A 20,124-nucleotide genomic window follows, 5' to 3' on the forward strand; every position below is an offset into this window, starting at 1 on the left:
ATACCATCACCGCGTGATTCATCAGGGCCACTGGCAGGTCAGGATCGCCGCCGACGGCCTACCCGAGTTCGTCCCGCCCCCGTATATCGACGCGGAGCAGCAACCCCGCCGGAACAACTACCACCGACGCGAATAGCAACCACCGGACCGTCACAGTGACCCGGCAATCGTGGCCACGGGACAGGGGCGTGCCACGCGATAGGGCCGTGCCACAGGAGGGGCCCGCGCCACGGGACAAGGCCCGCGCCACGGGACAGGCCCGTGCCACCTGAAAGGCCCGTGCCACGGGAAAGACGTGCCGCCGGAGCCGGAGTGCTACGGGGAACCGAGCTGAGAGCCTGGCCCGGGGCACAACGTGGGCTTGTGGCAGGCCCAGCGATTCGTTGTTTCCGCGCGCCGCCGGATCCGTACAGAATCACCTTGATCTTCTCGTACGGGTGGAAGGAAATCGGATGACTGCTGCGGTCCAGCCACGTGATCTGGTGGGTAAGGTCGCCCTGGTGGTGGGGGGCAGCCGCAATCAGGGTGCGGCGTTTGCCAGGGACATCGCCGCACGCGGCGCCACCACGGTGATCAGCTATGCGAACGACAGCGCGGCGGCCAAGCAGACCCTGGTGGCGATCGAGGAGCACGGCGTCGCCGCGGCGGCGGTGCGTTCCGACGCCCGCCGATCCGCCGAGATCGACGCCCTGTTCGAGCAGGTGGTCGCCGAGTACGGGCGGTTGGACATCGTGGTGCACACCCCCGGCGCGGTCGTGAAGAAGCCGCTCGTCGACATGACGGACGACGACTTCGACCACGTGATCGACCTCAACACCCGCAGTGCGTTCAACACGCTCCGGGCCGCCGCTCGGCACCTGGCCGACAACGGCCGGTACGTTGTGCTGTCCACCACCCTCACCGCCGTCATGACCGGCCCGTACGGGCTGTACTCCGGCTCGAAGGCGGCCGTGGAGCGGATGGTACTGGCGGCCGCGAAGGAACTGGGGGCGCGCGGGATCACGGTGAACGCGGTCGCCCCCGGCCCGGTCGACGACTCGTTCTACCGGGCCGCCGAGACCCCGGAATCCATCCAGGCAGCCACCCATCACAGCCCGCGGGGTCGGCTCGGAGTGCCGGACGACGTTGTCCCGGTCGTCGGCTTCCTGATCAGCGACGCGGCGGGTTGGGTCTCCGGTCAGACCGTGCGCGCGAACGGCGCCATGTTCTGACCGGCGCCAGGTTCTGACCCGGCTCGGTGTTTTGAGCGGCGCCAGGTTCTGACCCGGCTCGGTGCTCTGACCCGACTGGCGTTTGGGCCGGGCGGCGCTTTGGGCGGCGCCAGGTTCTGACCTGGTCCGGTGCTCTGAGCGGAACGGGGGCTCACCGGCCGGGCCGCGTCCACCCGGTGAGTCGCCGCACCTCGGTGACCAGCCGGGCGACGATCGCCTCGGGCGCCCGGCTGGTCCAGACCAGGGCCAGTTCCGAGGGGGCGGCATCCCGTACCGGCAGCCACCGGATGCGTCGCGTGGGGAAGTACCGGCTCAGCGGCTCCGGTGCCAGCCACACGCCGCGGCCCCGGGCGACGAGCATCAGCCTGTCCTCGATCCGCTGGGTTGCCGGACCGCGCAGCGCGGGACGCCCGTCCGGGCGGGGTTCGCACAGCCAGTGGCGCAGCACCGCCTCGGACGCGACGACCTGCGGCACGATCACCGGCTCGTCGGCCAGGTCGGCGAGCGTCACCCAGGGTCGGTCCGCCAGCGGGTGTCCCTCGGGGAGCGCGACCATCCGCGGGTCGGTGCGTACCTCCGCGTACCGCAGTCCGTCATCACCCGTCGGCAGCCAGAGGAACGCGGCGTCGGCCTCGCCCTCGGACAGCAATCGCAACTCTTCCGGCAGGGTCGAGACGGTGACCAGCTCGATCTCCACATCCGGGACGGCGCTCTCCATCGCCTCGGCGACCTCCACGGCGAACTCGGCCGTCGCGTGCGGCTTGCACACCAGCCGCAGCCGGCCGGTCCGGCCGGCCGCGACGGCCGCCACCCGCCGGGTGAGCGCGTCGAGGTCATCCACCGCCGCCTTCGCGCCGGTCGCCAGTTCGTGGCCGGCCTGGTTGAGCGACACACCCCGGGAGGTACGCACCATCAGCGTCGTCCCAAGCGTCCGTTCCAGGTGTTGCAGATGGCCGGAGACCGCCTGCTGCGTGAGGTTCAACCGGACGGCCGCGCGGGTGATGCTCCGCTCTTCGGCCACCGCGAGGAATGAGCGCAGATGCCGGATCTCTAGGTCGATCATGGCCACAAGCTACTGGAGGAGGTCAACGCGGTGTGCTACGGCGCCGGGGCGTGGAGCCTGTCGCGCAGCTCGGCGGCGTCCGGGTGGCCCAACTGCTCCAGGATGTCCAGTGCCTGGCGCCAGGTCTGGTCGGCGGCCTCGGGTGAGTTCGCCGCCTGGTATGACTCGCCCAGGTTGATCAGCGTTCTCGCCTCGTTGTAGCGGTCGGCCGCCTCGCGGAACAGCTCCAGTGCCCGTTGGTAGCAGGTGTCCGACTGGGCATGTTGCCCGAGGTGGTGGCGGGCGAGGCCGAGGCTGTCCCAGGTGGCGGCCTGCCCGATGCGGTTGTCGAGCGACCGGAACAGCTCCAGGGCCTGCTGGCAGTAGGCGAGCGCCGATTGGTGGTCGCCCCGCCGGGTGTGGAACCAGCCGAGCGCGTTGAGCGCGTTGGCCTGGCCGGGCCGATCACCGGTCGTGCGGTGCAGCGCGAGGGACTGCCGGGCGTGCTCCAGCGCCCGCTGGTGGTCGCCGTACCGCTCGTGCACCCAGGCCAGATGCAGGTGCGTGTGCGCCCGGCCGACCTGGTCGTCGAGGTCGCCGAACAGGGCCAGGGCCTGTTCGTCATGGTCGCGGGCGTCGTCGTGCCTACCCAGGCGGAAGTACGCCAGGGCCAAGCCACGGTGGGCATGCGCCTGTCCCAGAACATCGCAGTGGCCCCGTACCGCGTCCAGGGCAGTCCGCTGCGCGGCGACCCAGTCGTGCCACCGCCCACGCCGGTCGAAGAATGTGGTGAGGGTCCAGGCCAGCTGCCACGCGTGGGTGCTGAGCCCGGCCGTGGCTGCCAGCCGGATTCCGGCCAGGAGGTTCGCGTACTCCGTCTCCAGCCACGCTGACGCCTGTCGCGCGCTGGTCAGCTCGTCCAGGCTCACCGAGGGCGCGGCGGCGGTCAACGCGATCGGGTGACGGTGCTGGTTCAGCAGCGCGGCGGCGCGGTGTGCGGTGTGCAGGTAGCAGTCCAAAATCCGGCGCAGCGCCGCCTGCCGGTCGGGCTGCGGGTCGTGCGTGGCGGCCAGCTCCGACGCGTACGCCCGGAGCAGGTCGTGCCGCGCGTACCGGCCCGGTACGTGCTCAGCGACCAGGTGGGCCGCCGCCAGCTCGGCGAGGTCGCGGCGTGCCTGGCCGGGCGAGGTGCCGGCGAGGCTGGCCGCCGCCCGCGCCGCGATGTCCGGCCCCGGGTGGAGCCCCATCAGCCGGAACAGCCGCGCGGTACCGGGCCGCAGTTGCCGGTAGGACCAGGAGAACGCCGCCCGCGCGTCGGTCGCCCGATCGCCCTCGCCTGCGAACGCGTCCAACCCGCCCCGGGCCTGGCGCAGTTCCCCGGCGAGCGCGGCGAGGCTGAACTGCGGGTGTACGGCGGCGCGTGCGGCCACGATGGCCAGGGCGAGCGGCAACCCGGCACAGGACGCGACGATCTCGTCGACGCTCACCGGCTCGGCGGCCACCCGGTCCGCGCCGATCCGTCGCGCGAGCAGCTCGCGGGCCTCGGCGGGGGACATCAGGCCCAGGGTGAGCGGGCGCGCGCCCTCGGCGATGACCAGACCGGTGGGTTGCTGGCGGGTGGTCACCACGACCAGGCAACCGGGTGCCCCGGGCAGCAGCGGGCGGACCTGCTCGGCGTCCCGGGCGTTGTCGAGCAGTACCAGGACCCTGCGGCCGGAGAGCAGGCTGCGGTACCTGCCGGCCTGCGTCTCCAGGTCCAACGGCATCCGCTGCGGTGGTACTCCCAGAGCATCGAGGAAGCCGCGCACCGCCTCGGACGGCGCGACCGGCGTCGCGGTGGGGTCGAAGCCACGCAGGTTGACGTACAACTGGCCGTCGGGAAAACGGGCGGCGATCCGGTGCGCCCAGTGCACGGCCAGGACGGTCTTGCCGATGCCGGTGGTGCCGTCGATGGCCAGGATCGCGGCTCCGCCGGTCGAGGCGTCGGCGAGCAGGTCGTCGAGCCGCCGCAACTCGGCGCCGCGCCCGGTGAAACCAGCCAGTTCCGGCGGCAACTGGGCCGGCATCGGGTGGGTCGGCGCGTCGTGGGTCGGCATCGGGTGGGTCGGCGCCGGGTGGGTGGGCGCCCGGTGGGTCGGCGCGTCGTGGTTTCGCGTCTGGTTGTTCGGCGTCTGGTGGGTCGGTGCCTGCTGGGCCGGTGCCTGGTGGGTCGGTGCCTGGTGGATCGGCGCCGCCTCGCCCGTCGTTGACCGGACCGGCTCGCCCGCTGCCAACTCGATCGCTGCCAACTCGATCGCTGTCGCCTCGTCTGCTGTCGGCTCGATCGTCGCTGGCTCGCCCGCTGTCGGCTCGATCGCCGCCGGCTTGATCGTCGCCGGCTTGATCGTCGCCGGCTTGATCGTCGTTGGCCGTGACGGTGCGCGCGGGGCCGCCACCGGCGCGGCGGGGGCCGGTTCGGCAGGGCGTGGCCGGGGCAGCTGGCCCCGGAGCAACGCCTGGTGCAGCTCGCGAAGGTCCTCACCGGGGTCGGTACCCAGCTCGTCCGCCAGTCGCCGCCGCACCGCGGCGTACCGGTCGATGGCCTCCGCCTGCCGGCCGTCCGCGTGCAGCGCCCGCATCAGCAGCGATTCCAGCGGTTCGACCAGCGGGTACTCGTCGATCAGCTCCGGCAGCGCGGCCGTCACCGCGCCGAAGCGCCCCAACCGCAGCTCGGTGGCCGCCCACCGGATCGTCAGCTCCAGCCGCTGCTGGCTCAGGCTGGCGCGGACCTGCTCGACCCACTCGCCGGACAGCCCCTCCAGCGGCGCACCCCGCCACAGCCCCAGCGCCTCGCGCAGGACGCCGGCCCGCTCGTCATCGGTCAGCGTCGCGGCCTGCCCGTGCCCGGCCAGCCGCCGGAACCGGCACAGGTCGACCCGGTCCGGCTCGATGTCGAGCACGTACCCGGCCGGCCGGCGGGTGATCCTCGCGGGCACCGTGCCGTCCGAGTGCACCGCGCCGTCCGAGTGCACCACTGTGGCGAGCAGCCGCCGGACGCGGCTGAGATGTGAGTACACGACGTTGCGAGCCTCGGCCGGCGCCGCCTCGCCCCACAGCCGGTGAACCAACGCGTCCACCGACACCGGGCGCGGCGCGTCCACGGCCAGGGCGGCCAGCACCGCCCGCTGCCGCGGCGTGCCCACCTCCAACGGCCGGCCCGCGGCCCGCAGTTGCACCTCGCCGAACAGTCGCAGCTCCATGCCCTGCTTCCGGAATGGTTCGTCTGTAGCGGACGTATCGGCTTGCGGCCGGCCACAAGGCGGCCACACGGTCACGGAAAGGTCGCGGATCCACGGTAGAGGTGCTGGACCAACCGGTTCAGCCGAATATCGATCGGAGACAGGAATGCGACTCCACACTCTGGCCGCCGCCACCGTCGTGGCCGCCGGGCTGGCGCTCGCCGCCGTACCGGCGCAGGCGCAGGCGGCACCCGCGGCACCTCGGCACTGCGTCGCCGACGTGTCCACCCACGCCGCACCGGTCTGCTACGGCAGCTTCACGACGGCCATCGCCAAGGCCACCGGTGGCCGGATCGCCGACGCTCCCGGGGACGCGAGGGCGGCCGTCAAGAACCCGGCCTTCGAGGCCCGGCTCAACGCTCTCAGCGCGCGGACGGGCGCTGTGGCGCCCGCGGCCTCCATCGTCATCGGCATCGAGTACGCGGACGACGACTACGAGGGCAGCTCACTGATCTACTCGGCGCCGGCCGGCTGCACGACCACACTGAACGACGTCGACTACTGGGTGGACGTCCTGCCCAGCGGATGGAACGACGAGATCGAGTCGTTCCGCACGTACGCGAACTGCGACGCGATGCACTACCTCGACATCTACCGGCAGGGCTCGTCGCTCGGCTGGTGGGCCAGTTGGGGAGACCTGTACTTCCTCAACGACGAGGTCAGCTCCATCGCCTGGTCGTAAACGGTCAGCTCGCGACGTACCGGGGCGGCGCGCATCCCGCGCCGCCCCGGTGCCGCTCCGCCGGGCTCACTGTCAGGAGGGCGAGCCGGCGGCAGCTCCACGAAAATCCTGGGCACCGCGACGCCCGAGCCTGGCAGCATGGTCGGATGCCGAATCACGTGCCGACCGAATTGCGTCCCGAGTACCCGATCCGGACCGAGCGTCTGCTGCTGCGCCCGTTGGCCATCGGCGACGTCGACGCGCTGCTGACATACCGGGGCCGACCCGACGTCTGCCGCTACGTTCCGTTCGAGCCGATGGACCGCCGGGTGATCGACGATCGGCTCGCGGCGGGGTGGGCCACCACCACGCTCACCGACGAAGGGCAGGCGTTGACCCTCGGCGCCGAGCTTGCCCGGACCGGTGAGCTCGTCGGCGACGTGGTGCTGTTCTGGCGCAGCCGCGAGCACCGCGGCGGAGAGATCGGGTACGTGCTGAATCCCGACTTCGCCGGGCACGGGTACGCCACCGAGGCGGCGCGCGAGATGCTGCGACTGGGCTTCGACGGCCTGGGTCTGCACCGCATCGTCGCCCGGATAGATGAGCGCAACGATGCTTCGGCGAAGCTGGCCCGCCGGCTCGGCATGCGGCAGGAGGCTCGCCTGGTCCACAACGAGATGTTCAAGGGCGAGTGGAGCACTGAGATCGACTTCGCCATGCTCGCGGAGGAGTGGCCGGCGCACCGCGACGCCGAGCAGGGGCGCTGAGCACGGGACGTTGAGCGCGGGACGTTGAGCGCGGGACGTTGAGCGCGGGGACGCCGGGCACGGACGCTGAACACGGACGCTGAGCAGGACGATCTCCCGGCAGCATCTTGACGAACATCGATGTCTCCCGCATCGTTGTGGCATGCCGACCACTGATTCCGCCACCACGCCCCGCCGCGACCGGCCGAGGCTCGTCGCCGCGATCGTCCTCGCCGCCGCCGTGGTCGGGGCGGCCCTGATCGCTGTCGGAAGTGCGAGTGCCGGAACCGTACCCATGGCCGGCGTCGCCGTGACGCCTCCCGGTTCGGCCACGGGAACCGTCCCGCCCACCACCCCGGGCACGTCGCCGTTCCCGCCGTCGGCGCCGACCAACCTGGTCGCCACCGAAGTCACCACGCACTCGGCCACCCTGACCTGGACCGCCTCGACCGCCGGCTGCTGCGCGATCACCGGGTACGGGATCACCAGCACGCGGCCGTTCACCGACGTCCCCGCCGGCCCGGGCGCGGCGGTCGGGAACGTCACCACCGGCGTCCTGGACGGTCTCCAACCCGGTGCGCAGTATTCGATCACCGTCGACGCGACCGACAGCCTCGGGCACAACTCGGCGCCGTCGAACGTCGTCACCCTGACGACCCCGGTCTCGGATGAGGGTGACAACGTCCCGCCGAGCGCACCGACGAACCTGACCCTCGTCGCCAACACGTTGAGCTGGCAGCCGTCGACCGACAACGTGGGCGTGACCGGCTACCAGGTGTACCGGTACGACGGCTTTTACAGCGGGGGACTGATGGCCACCGTCACGGGTACCTCGTACACGGTGCCGCCGACGGCGACGTTCCCGCCCTCGGGTACCGGTTGGAAGTTCTACGTACGGGCGATCGACTCGGCCGGCAATGTGTCGGTGGCGTCCAACCTGGTGCCGTTGTCCGGCGGCGGGTACAGCCCCAGCCCATCGGCCCGACCGACGCCCGGCAGCTTCTGCGCCGTGACGTACGCGAACGTGTCGCAGTGGCCGCACGGGTTCATCGCGGACGTGACCATCAGGTACACCGGGACCGCGGCACTCAGCGCCTGGACGCTCGACTTCACGTTCGCTGGCGACCAGCGGATCACCTTCGCGCACAACGCCACGTTCTTCCAGTCCGGCGCGGACGCGACGCTGCGCAACACCAGTCAGAACGGCATCTTCCCACCGAACAGCAGCGTGACGGTACGGCTCACCGGCACCTGGCACAGCAGCAACGCCGCGCCCACGATCTTCCGGCTCGGCGGCAACCTCTGCACCACCCGCTGATCCGCCAGCCGGGTCGGGGCTCGCTGATCGCGCCGGCTCGCTGATCGCGCCGGCCCGCTGATGCCGGCGGCACGGCTGGCGGACGGCGGGCCCGCGACGGCTGGTCGCCGAGCGGGCGGAAATGGGTCACCCCCACGGGCGGCGGGCAGTCAGTTTCAGTGTCCAGCAACCGGCTGCCGCCGCTGCCGAACTCGGTCAGCTAACGCCCGGAAGGGTCTCCGCGGGAGTCGTTCTTCCGGGGACGGTTCGCCGGAGGCGGCGACCGCGTGAGATCGCCGGGGCTAGGGTCTGCGCATGGGCCCGCATATCGCCGTAATTGACGCATTAAGGGACGATCCGGCGATGGCTGCCCTCCGCCGCTCCCTGGACTCCTACTACGGCCACCCCGAGCGGGACGCGGCGATGGACGAGTTCTACGCGCAGTTCATCCGGCCCGGAGATCTCGTCTTCGACATCGGGGCGCACATCGGCGACCGGGTCGCCAGCTTCTGCCGCCTCGGGGCCCGGGTGGTGGCCGTCGAGCCGCAGCCGCTGTGCGTACGGGCCCTCCGGTCGATCTTCTTGGAGGACGACCGGGTCACGCTGGTCGAGGCGGCCTGCGGGGCCGACACCGGGACGGTCCGGCTGCACATCAATTCCGCCAACCCCACCGTCTCCACCGCCTCCTCCCGGTTTCCGGACTCGGCACACGGGGCGCCGGGCTGGGAGGGCGAGATCTGGGACACGACCGCGACGGTGGCGTCCACCACCCTCAACGCGCTGATCGACATCCATGGCGTGCCCGCCTTCGCGAAGATCGATGTCGAGGGCTACGAAGACGCCGTGCTGGCCGGGCTGCACCACGCACTGCCCGCGCTGTCCTTCGAGTTCACCACGATCGAGCGCCTGCTTCCGCAACGGTGCCTCGACCGCCTCGGCGCGCTCGGGTTCTCCGAATTCAACCTGGCGCTGCGCGATGAGATGTCGCTGGCGCTGCCGGGCTGGCTCCGCGCCGACGACATGGCGGCCCACCTGCGCGCGCTGCCGCACGAAACCAACTCCGGCGACGTCTACTGCCTCTCCCAACCGCTGCGCCACTGACGGCTGTTGTGCCACTGACGGCTGTTGCGCCGCTGACAGCCGCGCAGGCGAGGCGTCCGGGATCGGCGCCGGCTCGATGCTGCCGGCAGCGCGGCTGGACCATCCCGGCGCGCGATGCCGGCGGGGCGTCGGCGATGCTGTGGGCGTGGAGTACGTGTCCAGAGTGCCGCGACCGCCGCTGGACGGGCTGATCGACGACCTCTACTACCTGGAGGGTGCGCCGCCGTACGCCCGGCTGACGCTGCCGCCGATGCCGGCGGCGTTGCTCATCGTCAACCTCGGGGCGCCGTTCCGCATCCGCGGCGGCACCGACATCGAGACGGCCGAGTACGCCGACGGCTGCGTGGTCACCACGCCCACCCGCGCGTTGGAGTTCGGCTATCCACTCCGGACCCGGTCCGTCGGCGTGCACGTCAAGCCGTGGGGGCTGGCGCCGTTCCTGCCGATGCCCGCGGCCGAGCTGTGTGACCGGCCGGTAACGGTAGAGCAGGTTTGGGGCCGGGCCGCCATTGCTGAGCTGCGAGACCGGCTGGCCACGGCGGACGGACCGCACGAGATGCTGACGCTGCTCGAGGAGGAGCTCATGCGACGGCTGTGCGAGACCGCCGGCCTGGGGCTGGTCGGCCATACGAGCAGCGTCATCGCGGCGTCCAGCGGGGCGGTGGCGATCGGCGACCTGAGCGTGGCGGCCGGTGTCAGCAGCACTCATCTGGCGCAGCGGTTCAAGGAGCTCATCGGCGTCACGCCGAAGCGGCTGGCCCGCACCTACCGCTTCGCCGCCACCGTGTTCGCGATCGACCCCGCCGGGCCGATCGACTGGGGCGACCTCGCCGGTGGCGCAGGCTACTTCGACCAGGCCCACTTCGGCCACGAGTTCCGAGCGTTCACCGGGCTCACGCCGACCCGGTATGTCGAAGTCCGGCGGCGGTTCCTGCGCGAACATCCCGGCCACGTGATGGACGGCTGGCCGCTGCCGGCCGATTGATTTCTTACAAGAGCGGCAGCTCACGACACGCTAACTTGGGGGAACCCAAAGCAGAGGAGAGCCCCGTGGGCAAGGTGGTCATGTACAGCTCGGTGTCGGTGGACGGCTTCGTCGCGGACGAGACGGACCAGCCCGGACCGCTGTTCGACTGGTTGTCCAGCGGTGACGTCCCGTTGGACGAGAGCGGCGTGTTGAAGGTGTCGCAGACGTCCTACGACTACACCCGGCCGTACTGGGACCAGATCGGGGCGACAATCGTCGGCCGCCACGTCTTCGACATGACGGACGGCTGGGACGGGAAGCCTCCGGGCGGGGTCGACCACGTGGTCGTCGTGACGCACCGGCCGGCGCCCGAGGGCTGGGACCCCGAGGCGCCGTTTCACTTCGTCGACGGCGTCGAGGCAGCCGTGGCCAAGGCGCAGGAGCTTGCGGGTGACCGCATCGTCGAGGTCGCCGCTGGCGACGTCGGTGGCCAGGTGCTTGCCGCGGGCCTGATCGACGAGGTGCGCATGGACGTCGTACCCGTCGTGTTCGGGTCCGGCAAGCGCTACTTCGGGTCGGTCCACGCGCAGCACCTGTTGGAGGATCCTGACGTGGTGATTCAGGGCAACCGGGTGCTTCACCTGCGCTATCGGGTGCGCCGTTGACCGATCTGAGCGGGTACGTGTCAGGGCTCACGGGTATCTGCATCCGGGCGAGCACCACGGACTCGGTGTCGAACTCGACCCTCGCCGCGGCTGCCGCGCATCCTTAACAGCAGGCGGCGAGGACCGCGCGGCACTTGCGCACAAGGGTCTCGTCGCGCTCGACGAGGTCGGTGGGAACGGGAACCTCCCCGGTCCAGTACCGTTGCGCGGCGGCGACCTCGGTCTCCACAAGCGGCAGGGCCGGCGCCGCGGCTGGACCGAGGTCTGCCAGACAGTCGACGATGTCGGTGCGCCGGTGCGGATTGCCCGGCCATGCCTCGACGAGGGTGGGCAGCACCGCGTCGGTGTCCCCGGTGACGTGCCAGAGCGCGACGGCACTGTCGACGGCGAGCCGCCACAGCGCGATCGCGTGCCCGCCGGTCGTCCAGTCGAGGAGTTCGCGTCCGTCATGGAGCAGCGTGCGCAGGCGATCGGAGGCATCCACGGCCGCCGGGCCCAGGCGCCGCAGCGCGGCGAACGCCAGGTCCTGTCCGTCCACGAAATCCACACTCAGGAGCGGGAGGAGGACCGGCAGCACGGTGTCCACGGTTGCCGGTAAGGCGGACAGGACCTGTGCCGCGTGAACGGCGATCAGAGGGTCGGGCGACGACAGGTACGGGTGGACCTCCGCGATCCCGGCCACCGGACCGAACGTCGCCAGTGTGCGCAGTACCTCCCGAGCCAGCGTCCGGTCCTGCCGGGCCACGGCGGCCGGCAGCAGGTCCAGCAACTCGGGTAACGCCTCGACGCCGCCGATCCGGCGAAGCCCGACGACAGCCAGGAGAGCCTCGCCCCGGTGCATGGACAGCGCCGGTGTCGCGTGCGCCAACCGTCCGCGGAGTCGCGGTACGAAGTCGTCGACGTGATCGCGGAACCAGCCGAGCGACAGCACCACGGTCACCGCGAGCCGCGGGTGGCGGTCGATGTTCGCCGCCAGCATCGGTACCGCCCGCCGGTCGCCCAGGCGAGCCAGCGCCGCCGCCATCCGGCGCCGGTCGGTGTCGCGGTGAGCCGGGCCGGCGCCGTCCCAGAGGTCCACCTCGGAGGCGACCCGCTCGGCGAGGGCATCCGCCGCCGGCCCGGCGACGGAGTACATCCGCTCGAACGCGCAGGCCGCCTCGGACCGCACCGCCGCGTCCCGGTCGTCGAGGCGGTCGCCGAGCGTCGCGATCAGCGGCCCGTAGGGGCCTCGCCAGCACCGGACCAGTTCGCGGCTGCGCCGGGCCGCATCACGACGGACTCCCGCGTCCGGGCTGCCGAGCCCGTCGACCAGTTCCGCCGCGCGGGCCGCCACATCGCCGCGCTCGCCAGCCATCACCGCTTTCCCCGCATCCGCCGATCGGACAGTCCGATGTGGAGGGTAGCGCCTCGCGGCGTGGCCGCCCCGGGCCGACCGGAAAGAGCGCCGGAGGCCGGCGTTTCGCGTCAGGGCTGCTCGAAACCGCGCAGCATGGCCTGCAGGCCCGTCTCGAAGTGGTCATCCGGTGCGGTCTCGTCCGCGGCCTGCGCCAACAGGTTGTATCGCGGGCTGCCCTTCTCGGGTTTCTTGCTGCGCCGCTGCACCCCCAAGGCAAGGGTCGACACGCTGAGCGCGTGCCCGACGGTGAACTCCCGCACGCAGCGCAGCACACGCAGCGCGGTGGCCGGTGGTATTCCGGCGTCCCGCAGTTTGGCCACCGCGTGCACGCCCATCTCGATCGACGCCGGCGACCGCACCGGCCGGGTGGCGAACACCGAGACCGCGTGCGGGTGCCGCAGCAACACCTCGCGCAGCCGGCGGCAGTACTGCGTGGCCAGTTCGCGCCACGGCGCCTCCCACGGCAGCGAGTCCACGTCCAGTTCGTCGAACAGCGCCTCGGCGATCCCGTCGAACAGCGCCTCCTGGTCCTCGAAGTGGCGGTAGGCGGCCATCGGGTCGACGCCCAGAACGGCGCCGAGGCGGCGCATCGAGAACTTGCGCAGACCTTCGGCGTCGATCAGCGCGAGTGCGGCGGTGGCCAGGTATTCGCGGTTGAGCGTCCGGCGCGTCGGGGGCGACGGCAGGGGGAGCGGTGGCACGGGAGGCGGTGGCACGGGAGGCGGTGGCACGGGAGGCGATGGCACGGGAGGCGATGGCATCGGGGGATCGCTCACTGGCTGGTCCGGGTCGCGCCGGGGCGCGAGACGTGCGGAGCCGGACCGGGGAACCCTTCGAGAATCGTCACCAGGATTTCGGTGAACTCGCGCGGCTGTTCAATGTAGACGGTGTGTCCGCCCGGGAACTCTTCGCACCGTACGCCGAGTTGCTCGGCGAGCACGTGTGCCGGCCGGTGGTACGGCTTGCCGACGCTGTCCCGGCCGGTCGCCAGCAGCCACGGGACGTCGACGTCGCGCAGCGCGCGCAGATCGGGCCGGTAGGCCAGGCCGATGAGTGGCAGTTCGCGCCGCAGCAGCAGGTCGGCGTTGCCCAGCTGCCGCGTCATCGAACTCGGCTCGCCGCCGGTGACCCGGCGCACGGCCGCGCCGACCGGCAGGGCGATCCGGGAGGCGGCGGCGACCAGGGTCTGCCCGACGGGGGACCGGAACAGCCACGGCGGATCCTTGAGAATCATCGCGCCAAATGCCGCGTACGCCCGCATCGGGCTCTTCTCCCGCGCGAGCCGGCCGATCTCGGCAAGGTCGCGCCGCTCCGGGCTGTCGGGCGGCAGGATCGAGACCAACGGCGGTTCGTGCGCCACCATGCCGATGAGTCGATCGGCGTGACGGGCCAACACCTCGAGCGCGATGACCGCGCCGCCGCTTCCGCCGAACAGGTATGCCCTGTCCACTCCGTAGTGGTCGAGGACGGCGATGGCGTCACCGGCCTGCGTGGCGATGTCGATCGCGGCGTCGGGGTCGGTGAACCGGCTGCGCGAGTTGCCGCGCCGGTCGTAGATGAGCACCGTGTAGCGCTCGGCGAGCAACGGAACGACTTCTTCGTACATGCCCGCGTCGCCACCGCCGCCGGAAATGAGCAGCAGCGACGGGCCGTCGCCGGTCCGCTCGGTGTAGAGCCGCGCGCCCGGGACCGTCACATACTCCGAGGCCATTCCGCCAACCCCTCAGATCAAGGTCTGTCTACGGTGTAGCTTCCGTCTACACCGTAGCGGATATCTACACCGTAGACAACGCGCGGGAAGCGGGGACGGAAGGGGCGGCGATAGAGGGGTCAGGCGGCGCGGATGCGTACGGCGGTGGTCGCGAGGGTGGTGTACCGCATCGTGAAGTGCCCGCCCAGCGCGTCGATGGCGGTGCCGACCGCATCGAGGATGGCGGCCGTCTTGTCGGCCGGCAGCTGGGTGAGGCCGCCGGTGGTGGGGAGCAGAGCCAGCCACTCATCGCGGGTGTAGGACCGCTCCCAGTCGAATCGCCACTGTTCGGGTTCGGTGAACTGGTTCGTCTCCCGGATCGTGTCGGCGACCTTCGCGTACCCCGCCTGGTACGTCTCCAGGGGGCGCCGTGCCGGCAGCTTGCTGAACGGTGAGTCCGGCACCGCCTTCCGGAAGGCGGCGGCGAACGGCTCGGCCACCTCGGCGGGCGGCTCGAACACGTGCCCGAAGATCGCCAGCCGCCCGGCCGGGCGCAGCACCTGGGCCGCCTTGGCCGCGCCGCCGACCGGATCGACCCAGTGCCACGACTGCGCGGCGGTCACCGCGTCGAACATCCGGCCGGCCGGCTCCCAGGCTTCGAACGTCCCCACCTCGACCCGCAGGCCGCGGGCTCGCGCGAAGTCGGCCATTCGCGCATCCGGCTCGACGCCGAGCACCGCGCAGCCGCCGGCCTGGAACTGGCGGGCCGCGATGCCGGTGCCGCACCCCACGTCGAGCACGTCCGGCCCCGGGCTTCCGGCGACGATCCGCGCCACCAGGGCATCGGGGTAGCCGGGCCGGGCCTGGTCGTAGCGCTGCGCGTCGGTACCGAACGACTCTGCCATCCGCCGGGCATGGTGCAGTGCCGCGGGGGTGGCCGCGGGGGGCACCGCAGGGGAGGTCGCGGGGGAGGCCGCGGGGGACCGTGTCGGTTGTTCCGGTGGCAGAGTGGGCATGCGCCCACCCTAGTGGGCGTATGCCCACTAGGCAATCGGTGCCGGCCGGTTGGCATGTCGATAGGATCTGCGAGTGCCGACCGGGGTGCATTTGCGCGATGCGCGGCAGCAGCTGTTCGACGCTGCCGAGCGCGTGCTGCTGCGCGATGGGCCGGGCGGGCTGACGAGCCGGGCCGTCACCGACGAGGCGGGCTGCGCCAAGGGCGTCATGCACCGGCACTTCACCGACTTCGACGCCTTCCTCACCGAGCTCGTGCTCGACCGGGCCGGGCAGCTGGAGGCACAGGCGAGTGCGCTGCGCGAGTCGGCCGGCACCGGCGCGGTCGCCGACAACCTCACCGGCGCGCTGACCACCTTGTTCGGACCGGTACCGGTGGCGATCATCCCGCTCATCACCTTCCGGGACGAGCTGCGCGCACGGCTGCGGCAGGTCACGCCCGGGGGAGGGATCGCGATCCTCGCTCAGGCCACGACCGCGGTCTCGGGATACCTGGCCGACGAGCGTGAACTGGGCCGCATCGCGGCCGACGCGGACCTCGACTCACTCACGCTGTCCCTGGTCGGTGGCGGGCATCTCCTGTTCGCCGACCGAGATCCCGACCCACCGACCACGGCAACCGTCAACCGGTTCGTGAGAACGGTGCTCGCCGACGTCCTGCAACGGCGGCTGCTCTGACCGGCGCCCCGCGGAAGTTGAGCGGTCAGTGCGAGACCCGGTACCGCAGGTATGCGACGCCGTTGCCGAACCTGCGCTCGTCCAGCAAGTGAAGGCTCAGGCGGAGCCGGTCGGGCGCGGACCAGTCGAAATCGCCGTGCTCGTCGGCGATGTAGCCGTCGAGCACGTCTGTGCCGTACAGATCAGCTTGGCCATCCGAAACCCTCCCTCGCCCGACCGCGGCGTCCAGGCTAGTCCCCAGTCCGGGAAGCGTCGGGCACAGAAGGATCGGGCACAGAAGGATCGGGCACAGAAGCGTCGGGCAGGTGCGAGCGGGCCGCCCGCTCGACCCGGTCGCGGTATTCCAACCACCGGGCCGCGTCGAGGTCGGGCAGGTTGGAGTGCTCGGCCCGGATCCCGACCGATCCGTCGATGAGTTCGCGCACGATGTCGGCGTGGCCGGCGTGCCGCTCGGCCTCGGCGATCATGTGGATGAGAACCCGGTGCAGCGTCGGGTAGCGCCGCTCCGGCGACCACCATGGGACCTCGCCGGTGGCGTCGAGGGCAAGCGCGTCGATCGTGGTGTCGGCGTGCACCCAGACCCGGCGGTACAGGCCGGCGATCTGGTCCCGCGACTCCTCCGCGGTGGCCCACATTCCGGCGTTCGGGTCGGCATCGTCGTCCAGCCAGGGCATCGGCTCGGTGAACGGTCGGTCGAAACACTCGCCGAAGTAGTAGGAGGCGACGCTGGCGACGTGCTTGACGAGCCCGAGCAGATTGGTGCCGGTCGGTACCAGCGGGCGCCGGATGTCGTACTCGGACAGCCCGTCCAGCTTCCACAGCAGAGCGTCGCGGGCCCGGGTCAGGTAGAAACGCAGTTCGGCTTTCGGATCCGATCCAGTCATGCGGGCAAGCATGCTACCGATCGCCGTGGCCAGCGCCCGGTTTTGACCGCGGCGGCTCGGTTCCGTCGAAGAAGACCCGGCGGCGCCAGGTCGAGGGGCTGAGGCCGTGTGCGCGCTTGAAGGCGACGCTGAACGCGAAGGGGTCGCGGTACCCGACCTCGCGGGCAACGGCGGCGACGGTGTGATCCGTGTCGTCGAGCAGGTCGGCCGCGAGGGTCATCCGCCAGGCGGTGAGGTACGTCAGTGGCGGCTCGCCGACCCGGCCGGTGAAGCGTGCGGCGAATGCCGCCCGGGACATTCCCGTCTCGGTGGCGAGTTCGGCGACGCTCCACCGGCGGGCGGGATCGTTGTGCAGTAGGCGCAGCGCGTCGCCGACAGCGGGATCGGCCAGCGCCCTGTACCAGGCGGGCGGCGTCGCGTCCGGTCCGGCACACCAGGCCCGCAATGCCATCACGAGTACGAGATCCAGCAGCCGCCCGAGAACCGCGTCCTGTCCCGGCTCGTCACAGGCGGCCTCGGTGGTGAGCAGGTCCAGCGCCACCCGGGTCCGGGGTCCGGCGGGAACGACGGCCAACGGCGGGAGCATGGCCAGCAGCCGGTCGCCGACGCCGCCACGGAGCAGGTAGACGCCGCGGAGCATGGTCGTGGCGCCGGGCAGGCCGTCGCCGTAGGTGCGGGGAGCCAGGTTGTGCCCGGCCGGCACCTGTTCCCCCGTGCCTGCGTAGTACTTCCCGCCCTGCCGGATCACGACCTGAGGTGGGGTGGTCGGGCTGTCGGCGATCGTGTACCGGCGGGTCTTGCTGATCAGAGCGATGTCGCCGGCGGCGAGCCGGACCGGCGTGAGACCGGTCCCGTGGAGCCGGACCGGACCGGAACCGGCCTCGTCGAGCCGGATCGACGCCTCTCCACCCAGCGCGGCCACGACCGTGAGCGGCGGGGCGTCAGCGAACGTCATCGACCACGGCGGTCGTTGAATCAACTGCCTGACCAGCGTGTTGCCGGCGCGGGCCCGGTGCAACAGATCGCTGAGGACGTCCACGTCATCACGGTAGACGATCACAAATGCTTCCTCGACGCCCGCCCATGGATCGTCTCCGACACCTGTAGTTGCCTGGACGTCGTGAACGACATCCTGATTCTCGGTACCGGCAAGACCGGCCGCCGCATCGCCGCGCGCCTGCGAGCCGCCGGCCGACCTGTCCGCACGGCCGCGCGGACCAGCGGCGACATCGCCGTCGACCTGGGCGACCCGGACACCTGGGCACCCGCCCTCGGCGGCGTGACCGCCGCCTATCTCATCGAGCCCGATCTCCAGGCGGCGAGCACGGCCCGCGAGGCACGCATTCCCCGGTTCGTGACCGAGGCGGTGGCCGCCGGCGTACGGCGGCTGGTGCTCCTGTCGGCCGGCGGCGCCGACCACGACAGCAATCCGCTCAAGCTGGCCGAACAGGCGGTGCGCGGTTCGGGTGTCGAGTGGACCGTCCTGCGGCCGACCTGGTTCGCGCAGAACTTCAGCGAGGGTCCCTGGCGACCCGGCGTTCTCAGCGGCGCTCTGGCCCTGCCCACCGGCGACGGCCGCACCGCGTTCGTCGACGCCGAGGACATCGCCGAGGTCGCCGCCTCGGCGCTGACCGAAGACCGGCACAACAGCCAGGTGTACATGCTCACCGGTCCCCGGGCGATCAGCTTCGGTGAGGCGGCCGACCTCATCGCGAAGGCCACCGGACGCGACGTTCGCCACCTCGACGTCGATCCCGAGGTACACATCGAACGCCAGGTCGCCGCCGGCGTCCCAGGCGACGTCGCGCGGCTGCTCACCGGCGTCCTCACGGCGATCCGCGACGGCCGGGACGCCGGGGTCGCCGACGGTGTGGAGCGGGCGCTTGGCCGGCCGCCCGGGCGGTTCGAGGACTACGTCTCGCGGGCCGCTGCGGCGGGGGACTGGGACTGACCGAGCACCGGGTCCCGCCGGTCAGGCCCGGTCGACGCCGGATAACCGGCGGGACCGGGCCGGACCGGCCAGGTCGGTCCGATCAGGTCAGCGTGATCAGGTCGGTCGGCCGGCTCAGCGCGATCAGGTCAACTCGATCGTGGCCAGTTGCGGTGGGGTGGGAGCGCGCGAACCGCCGGCCGGCTCGTTGGTGATCGCGAACGACTGCTCGCCGCGTACCCCGTCCATCAGCACGCTGCCGCCGGTCACGCCGGTGCCGAGCGTGCCCTTGCCGATGGCGCGTCCGTCGTCGACCAGCCACAACTGGTACGTGCGGTCGGCGCCCGGCGAGGGTAGCCCACCGAACACCGCCACCGCCTGATCGCGCGAGTCGGACACGACCAGCGTGACCCGCCCGGTCCCGTCCGGACCTGGGACGGTGCGCAGCACGGCGTCGGGCGCCTCGACCACCGCCCAGATCCTGGCGGCCTGTGTCGACTGCCGTACCCGCTGATGTTCCACCAGCGCGCCGCCACCTCCGGCGAGCAGCACCGCGGCCGCGGCCACCGCCGCGACGCCCCACCGGCGCCACCGCCGGGTGCTGGTGGCCGGTTGCGTGCGCCCCGGTCCCGGTCCCGCTCCCGGCCCCAGTTGTCTGGTCCGGCCGATCTCGTCGAGTACCCGGGCGCGCAGCCGGGCGGGCGGCTCGGCCACCGCGTCGACGCTCAACCGGCCGGCGGTCTCGGTCAGTTCGGCGACCTCCTGCGCGCAGGCCGGGCACTCCCGCAGGTGCCGGGCGAAGGCGGCCCGCTCGATGTCGGTGACCGCGTCGAGCGCGTACGGCCCGGACAAGGTGTGGATATCGCTCGCTTCCACCCGCTCACTCATGCCGGATCCTCTCCGAGCGCTGCCGGACCGGCATGACCTCGCTGACGCTCGCTCATCCCAGACTCACCCCCAGGCAGTCGCGCAGCCGGATCAGGGCGTCACGCATCCGGGTCTTCACGGTCGGCAGCGCGATGCCCAGCAGTTCGGCCACCTCGCGATAGGTGTACCCGCGGTAGTAGGCCAGGTTGACCGCCTCGCGCTGCAAATCGGTGAGCCTGCCCAGGCAGCGGCGCACCTGCTGCCGCTCGAACCGCGCCGTGGCCTCCTCGACCACCTCGTCGAAGGCCACGTCCGCGACCGCGGTCCGCCGTGCCCGGTCGGTGCTCGCCTGCTCCGCACGCACCCGGTCGACCGCGCGGCGGTGCGTGATGGTGAGGACCCAGCTGATCACCGAGCCGCGCGCCGGCTCGTAGCGGCCGGCCGAGCGCCACACGTCGACCAGCGCCTCCTGCACCACCTCCTCGGCCTGGGCCGGATCGCGCACGATCCGTCGGGCCAGGCCGTAGGCCCGCGGGGCGAGCTGATCGTAGAGCGCGGCGAAGGCCGCCTCGTCGCCGCGCGCGACACGACGGATCAGGTCGTCGAGATCGGGGTCGAGGGACCCGGATTCGACCGGCGGACTGGTTGAGGTCATCACGACCAGTATTCGGTATCCGTGCCCGGCCGGATGGCCCGC

The 20,124-nt window shown here is 71.8% G+C and carries 20 protein-coding genes; 9 read left to right on the top strand and 11 right to left on the bottom strand.

Annotated elements, in window-relative coordinates; all coding sequences use genetic code 11:
* Nucleotides 1-452 precede the first annotated feature (452 nt).
* The gene (locus Raf01_RS29240; protein ID WP_203921270.1) at nt 453-1,211 is read left to right on the top strand and encodes an SDR family oxidoreductase; all 759 of its coding nucleotides are present in this window, start codon (nt 453-455) and stop codon (nt 1,209-1,211) included.
* Nucleotides 1,212-1,362: 151 nt separating this feature from the next.
* Here the strand turns inward: Raf01_RS29240 and Raf01_RS29245 are convergent, their stop codons facing one another.
* Both Raf01_RS29245 and Raf01_RS29250 read right to left on the bottom strand, forming a co-directional pair.
* Nucleotides 1,363-2,274 carry a LysR family transcriptional regulator gene (locus Raf01_RS29245; RefSeq protein WP_203921271.1) on the bottom strand — a complete coding sequence of 304 codons (912 nt, stop codon included), beginning with the start codon at nt 2,272-2,274 and terminating at the stop codon, nt 1,363-1,365.
* Nucleotides 2,275-2,309: 35 nt separating this feature from the next.
* Entirely contained in the window at nt 2,310-5,492 is a 3,183-nt protein-coding gene (locus Raf01_RS29250) for an AfsR/SARP family transcriptional regulator (RefSeq protein ID WP_203921272.1), read from the bottom strand.
* A gap of 145 nt (nt 5,493-5,637) precedes the next feature.
* On the opposite strand from Raf01_RS29250, the gene Raf01_RS29255 reads away from it, so the two are divergent.
* The 6 genes from Raf01_RS29255 (at nt 5,638) to Raf01_RS29280 (ending at nt 10,968) form a co-directional block, all read left to right on the top strand.
* A complete protein-coding gene (locus Raf01_RS29255; RefSeq protein ID WP_203921273.1) occupies nt 5,638-6,213 on the top strand; it encodes a hypothetical protein in 576 nt (191 codons plus the stop codon).
* A gap of 146 nt (nt 6,214-6,359) precedes the next feature.
* Entirely contained in the window at nt 6,360-6,959 is a 600-nt protein-coding gene (locus tag Raf01_RS29260) for a GNAT family N-acetyltransferase (RefSeq protein ID WP_203921274.1), read from the top strand.
* 142 nt (nt 6,960-7,101) lie between these two features.
* Complete coding sequence (locus Raf01_RS29265) at nt 7,102-8,256, top strand: cellulose binding domain-containing protein (protein ID WP_203921275.1); 1,155 nt, start codon at nt 7,102-7,104, stop codon at nt 8,254-8,256.
* Nucleotides 8,257-8,550: 294 nt separating this feature from the next.
* Complete coding sequence (locus Raf01_RS29270; protein ID WP_203921276.1) at nt 8,551-9,336, top strand: FkbM family methyltransferase; 786 nt, start codon at nt 8,551-8,553, stop codon at nt 9,334-9,336.
* 145 nt (nt 9,337-9,481) lie between these two features.
* Nucleotides 9,482-10,321: a helix-turn-helix domain-containing protein gene (locus Raf01_RS29275; RefSeq protein ID WP_239134015.1), complete on the top strand. Its 840-nt coding sequence runs from the start codon at nt 9,482-9,484 to the stop codon at nt 10,319-10,321.
* A 65-nt stretch (nt 10,322-10,386) separates the two neighbouring features.
* On the top strand, nt 10,387-10,968 hold the full coding sequence (locus Raf01_RS29280) for a dihydrofolate reductase family protein (RefSeq protein WP_203921278.1): 582 nt from the start codon (nt 10,387-10,389) through the stop codon (nt 10,966-10,968).
* Nucleotides 10,969-11,071: 103 nt separating this feature from the next.
* Here Raf01_RS29280 and Raf01_RS29285 read toward each other — a convergent pair whose 3' ends face one another.
* From Raf01_RS29285 to Raf01_RS29300, 4 genes are all read right to left on the bottom strand, one after another.
* Entirely contained in the window at nt 11,072-12,322 is a 1,251-nt protein-coding gene (locus tag Raf01_RS29285) for a hypothetical protein (protein ID WP_203921279.1), read from the bottom strand.
* Nucleotides 12,323-12,432: 110 nt separating this feature from the next.
* Nucleotides 12,433-13,065, bottom strand: a complete 633-nt coding sequence (locus Raf01_RS29290) for a TetR/AcrR family transcriptional regulator C-terminal domain-containing protein (RefSeq protein WP_203921280.1) — start codon at nt 13,063-13,065, stop codon at nt 12,433-12,435.
* Nucleotides 13,066-13,136: 71 nt separating this feature from the next.
* On the bottom strand, nt 13,137-14,075 hold the full coding sequence (locus tag Raf01_RS29295; RefSeq protein ID WP_203921281.1) for an alpha/beta fold hydrolase: 939 nt from the start codon (nt 14,073-14,075) through the stop codon (nt 13,137-13,139).
* 119 nt (nt 14,076-14,194) lie between these two features.
* On the bottom strand, nt 14,195-14,959 hold the full coding sequence (locus tag Raf01_RS29300; protein WP_239134016.1) for a class I SAM-dependent methyltransferase: 765 nt from the start codon (nt 14,957-14,959) through the stop codon (nt 14,195-14,197).
* Nucleotides 14,960-15,143: 184 nt separating this feature from the next.
* On the opposite strand from Raf01_RS29300, the gene Raf01_RS29305 reads away from it, so the two are divergent.
* Complete coding sequence (locus Raf01_RS29305; RefSeq protein ID WP_203921283.1) at nt 15,144-15,746, top strand: TetR/AcrR family transcriptional regulator; 603 nt, start codon at nt 15,144-15,146, stop codon at nt 15,744-15,746.
* A 25-nt stretch (nt 15,747-15,771) separates the two neighbouring features.
* Here Raf01_RS29305 and Raf01_RS29310 read toward each other — a convergent pair whose 3' ends face one another.
* The 3 genes from Raf01_RS29310 to Raf01_RS29320 form a co-directional block, all read right to left on the bottom strand.
* Nucleotides 15,772-15,912, bottom strand: coding sequence for a hypothetical protein (locus Raf01_RS29310; RefSeq protein ID WP_203921284.1), 141 nt, complete (start codon nt 15,910-15,912; stop codon nt 15,772-15,774).
* 64 nt (nt 15,913-15,976) lie between these two features.
* Entirely contained in the window at nt 15,977-16,630 is a 654-nt protein-coding gene (locus Raf01_RS29315; RefSeq protein WP_203921285.1) for a DinB family protein, read from the bottom strand.
* Between the two features lie 13 nt (nt 16,631-16,643).
* Nucleotides 16,644-17,669, bottom strand: coding sequence for an AraC family transcriptional regulator (locus tag Raf01_RS29320; protein ID WP_239134017.1), 1,026 nt, complete (start codon nt 17,667-17,669; stop codon nt 16,644-16,646).
* Nucleotides 17,670-17,750: 81 nt separating this feature from the next.
* Here Raf01_RS29320 and Raf01_RS29325 point away from each other — a divergent pair, with 81 nt between their 5' ends.
* Nucleotides 17,751-18,581 carry an NAD(P)H-binding protein gene (locus Raf01_RS29325; protein WP_239134018.1) on the top strand — a complete coding sequence of 277 codons (831 nt, stop codon included), beginning with the start codon at nt 17,751-17,753 and terminating at the stop codon, nt 18,579-18,581.
* A gap of 123 nt (nt 18,582-18,704) precedes the next feature.
* Here the strand turns inward: Raf01_RS29325 and Raf01_RS29330 are convergent, their stop codons facing one another.
* Entirely contained in the window at nt 18,705-19,448 is a 744-nt protein-coding gene (locus tag Raf01_RS29330; protein ID WP_203921286.1) for an anti-sigma factor, read from the bottom strand.
* A 52-nt stretch (nt 19,449-19,500) separates the two neighbouring features.
* On the bottom strand, nt 19,501-20,082 hold the full coding sequence (sigK, locus tag Raf01_RS29335; protein ID WP_203921287.1) for an ECF RNA polymerase sigma factor SigK: 582 nt from the start codon (nt 20,080-20,082) through the stop codon (nt 19,501-19,503).
* Nucleotides 20,083-20,124: the final 42 nt, after the last annotated feature.

Source organism: Rugosimonospora africana, assembly GCF_016862975.1.
Taxonomy (GTDB): Bacteria; Actinomycetota; Actinomycetes; order Mycobacteriales; family Micromonosporaceae; genus Rugosimonospora; species Rugosimonospora africana.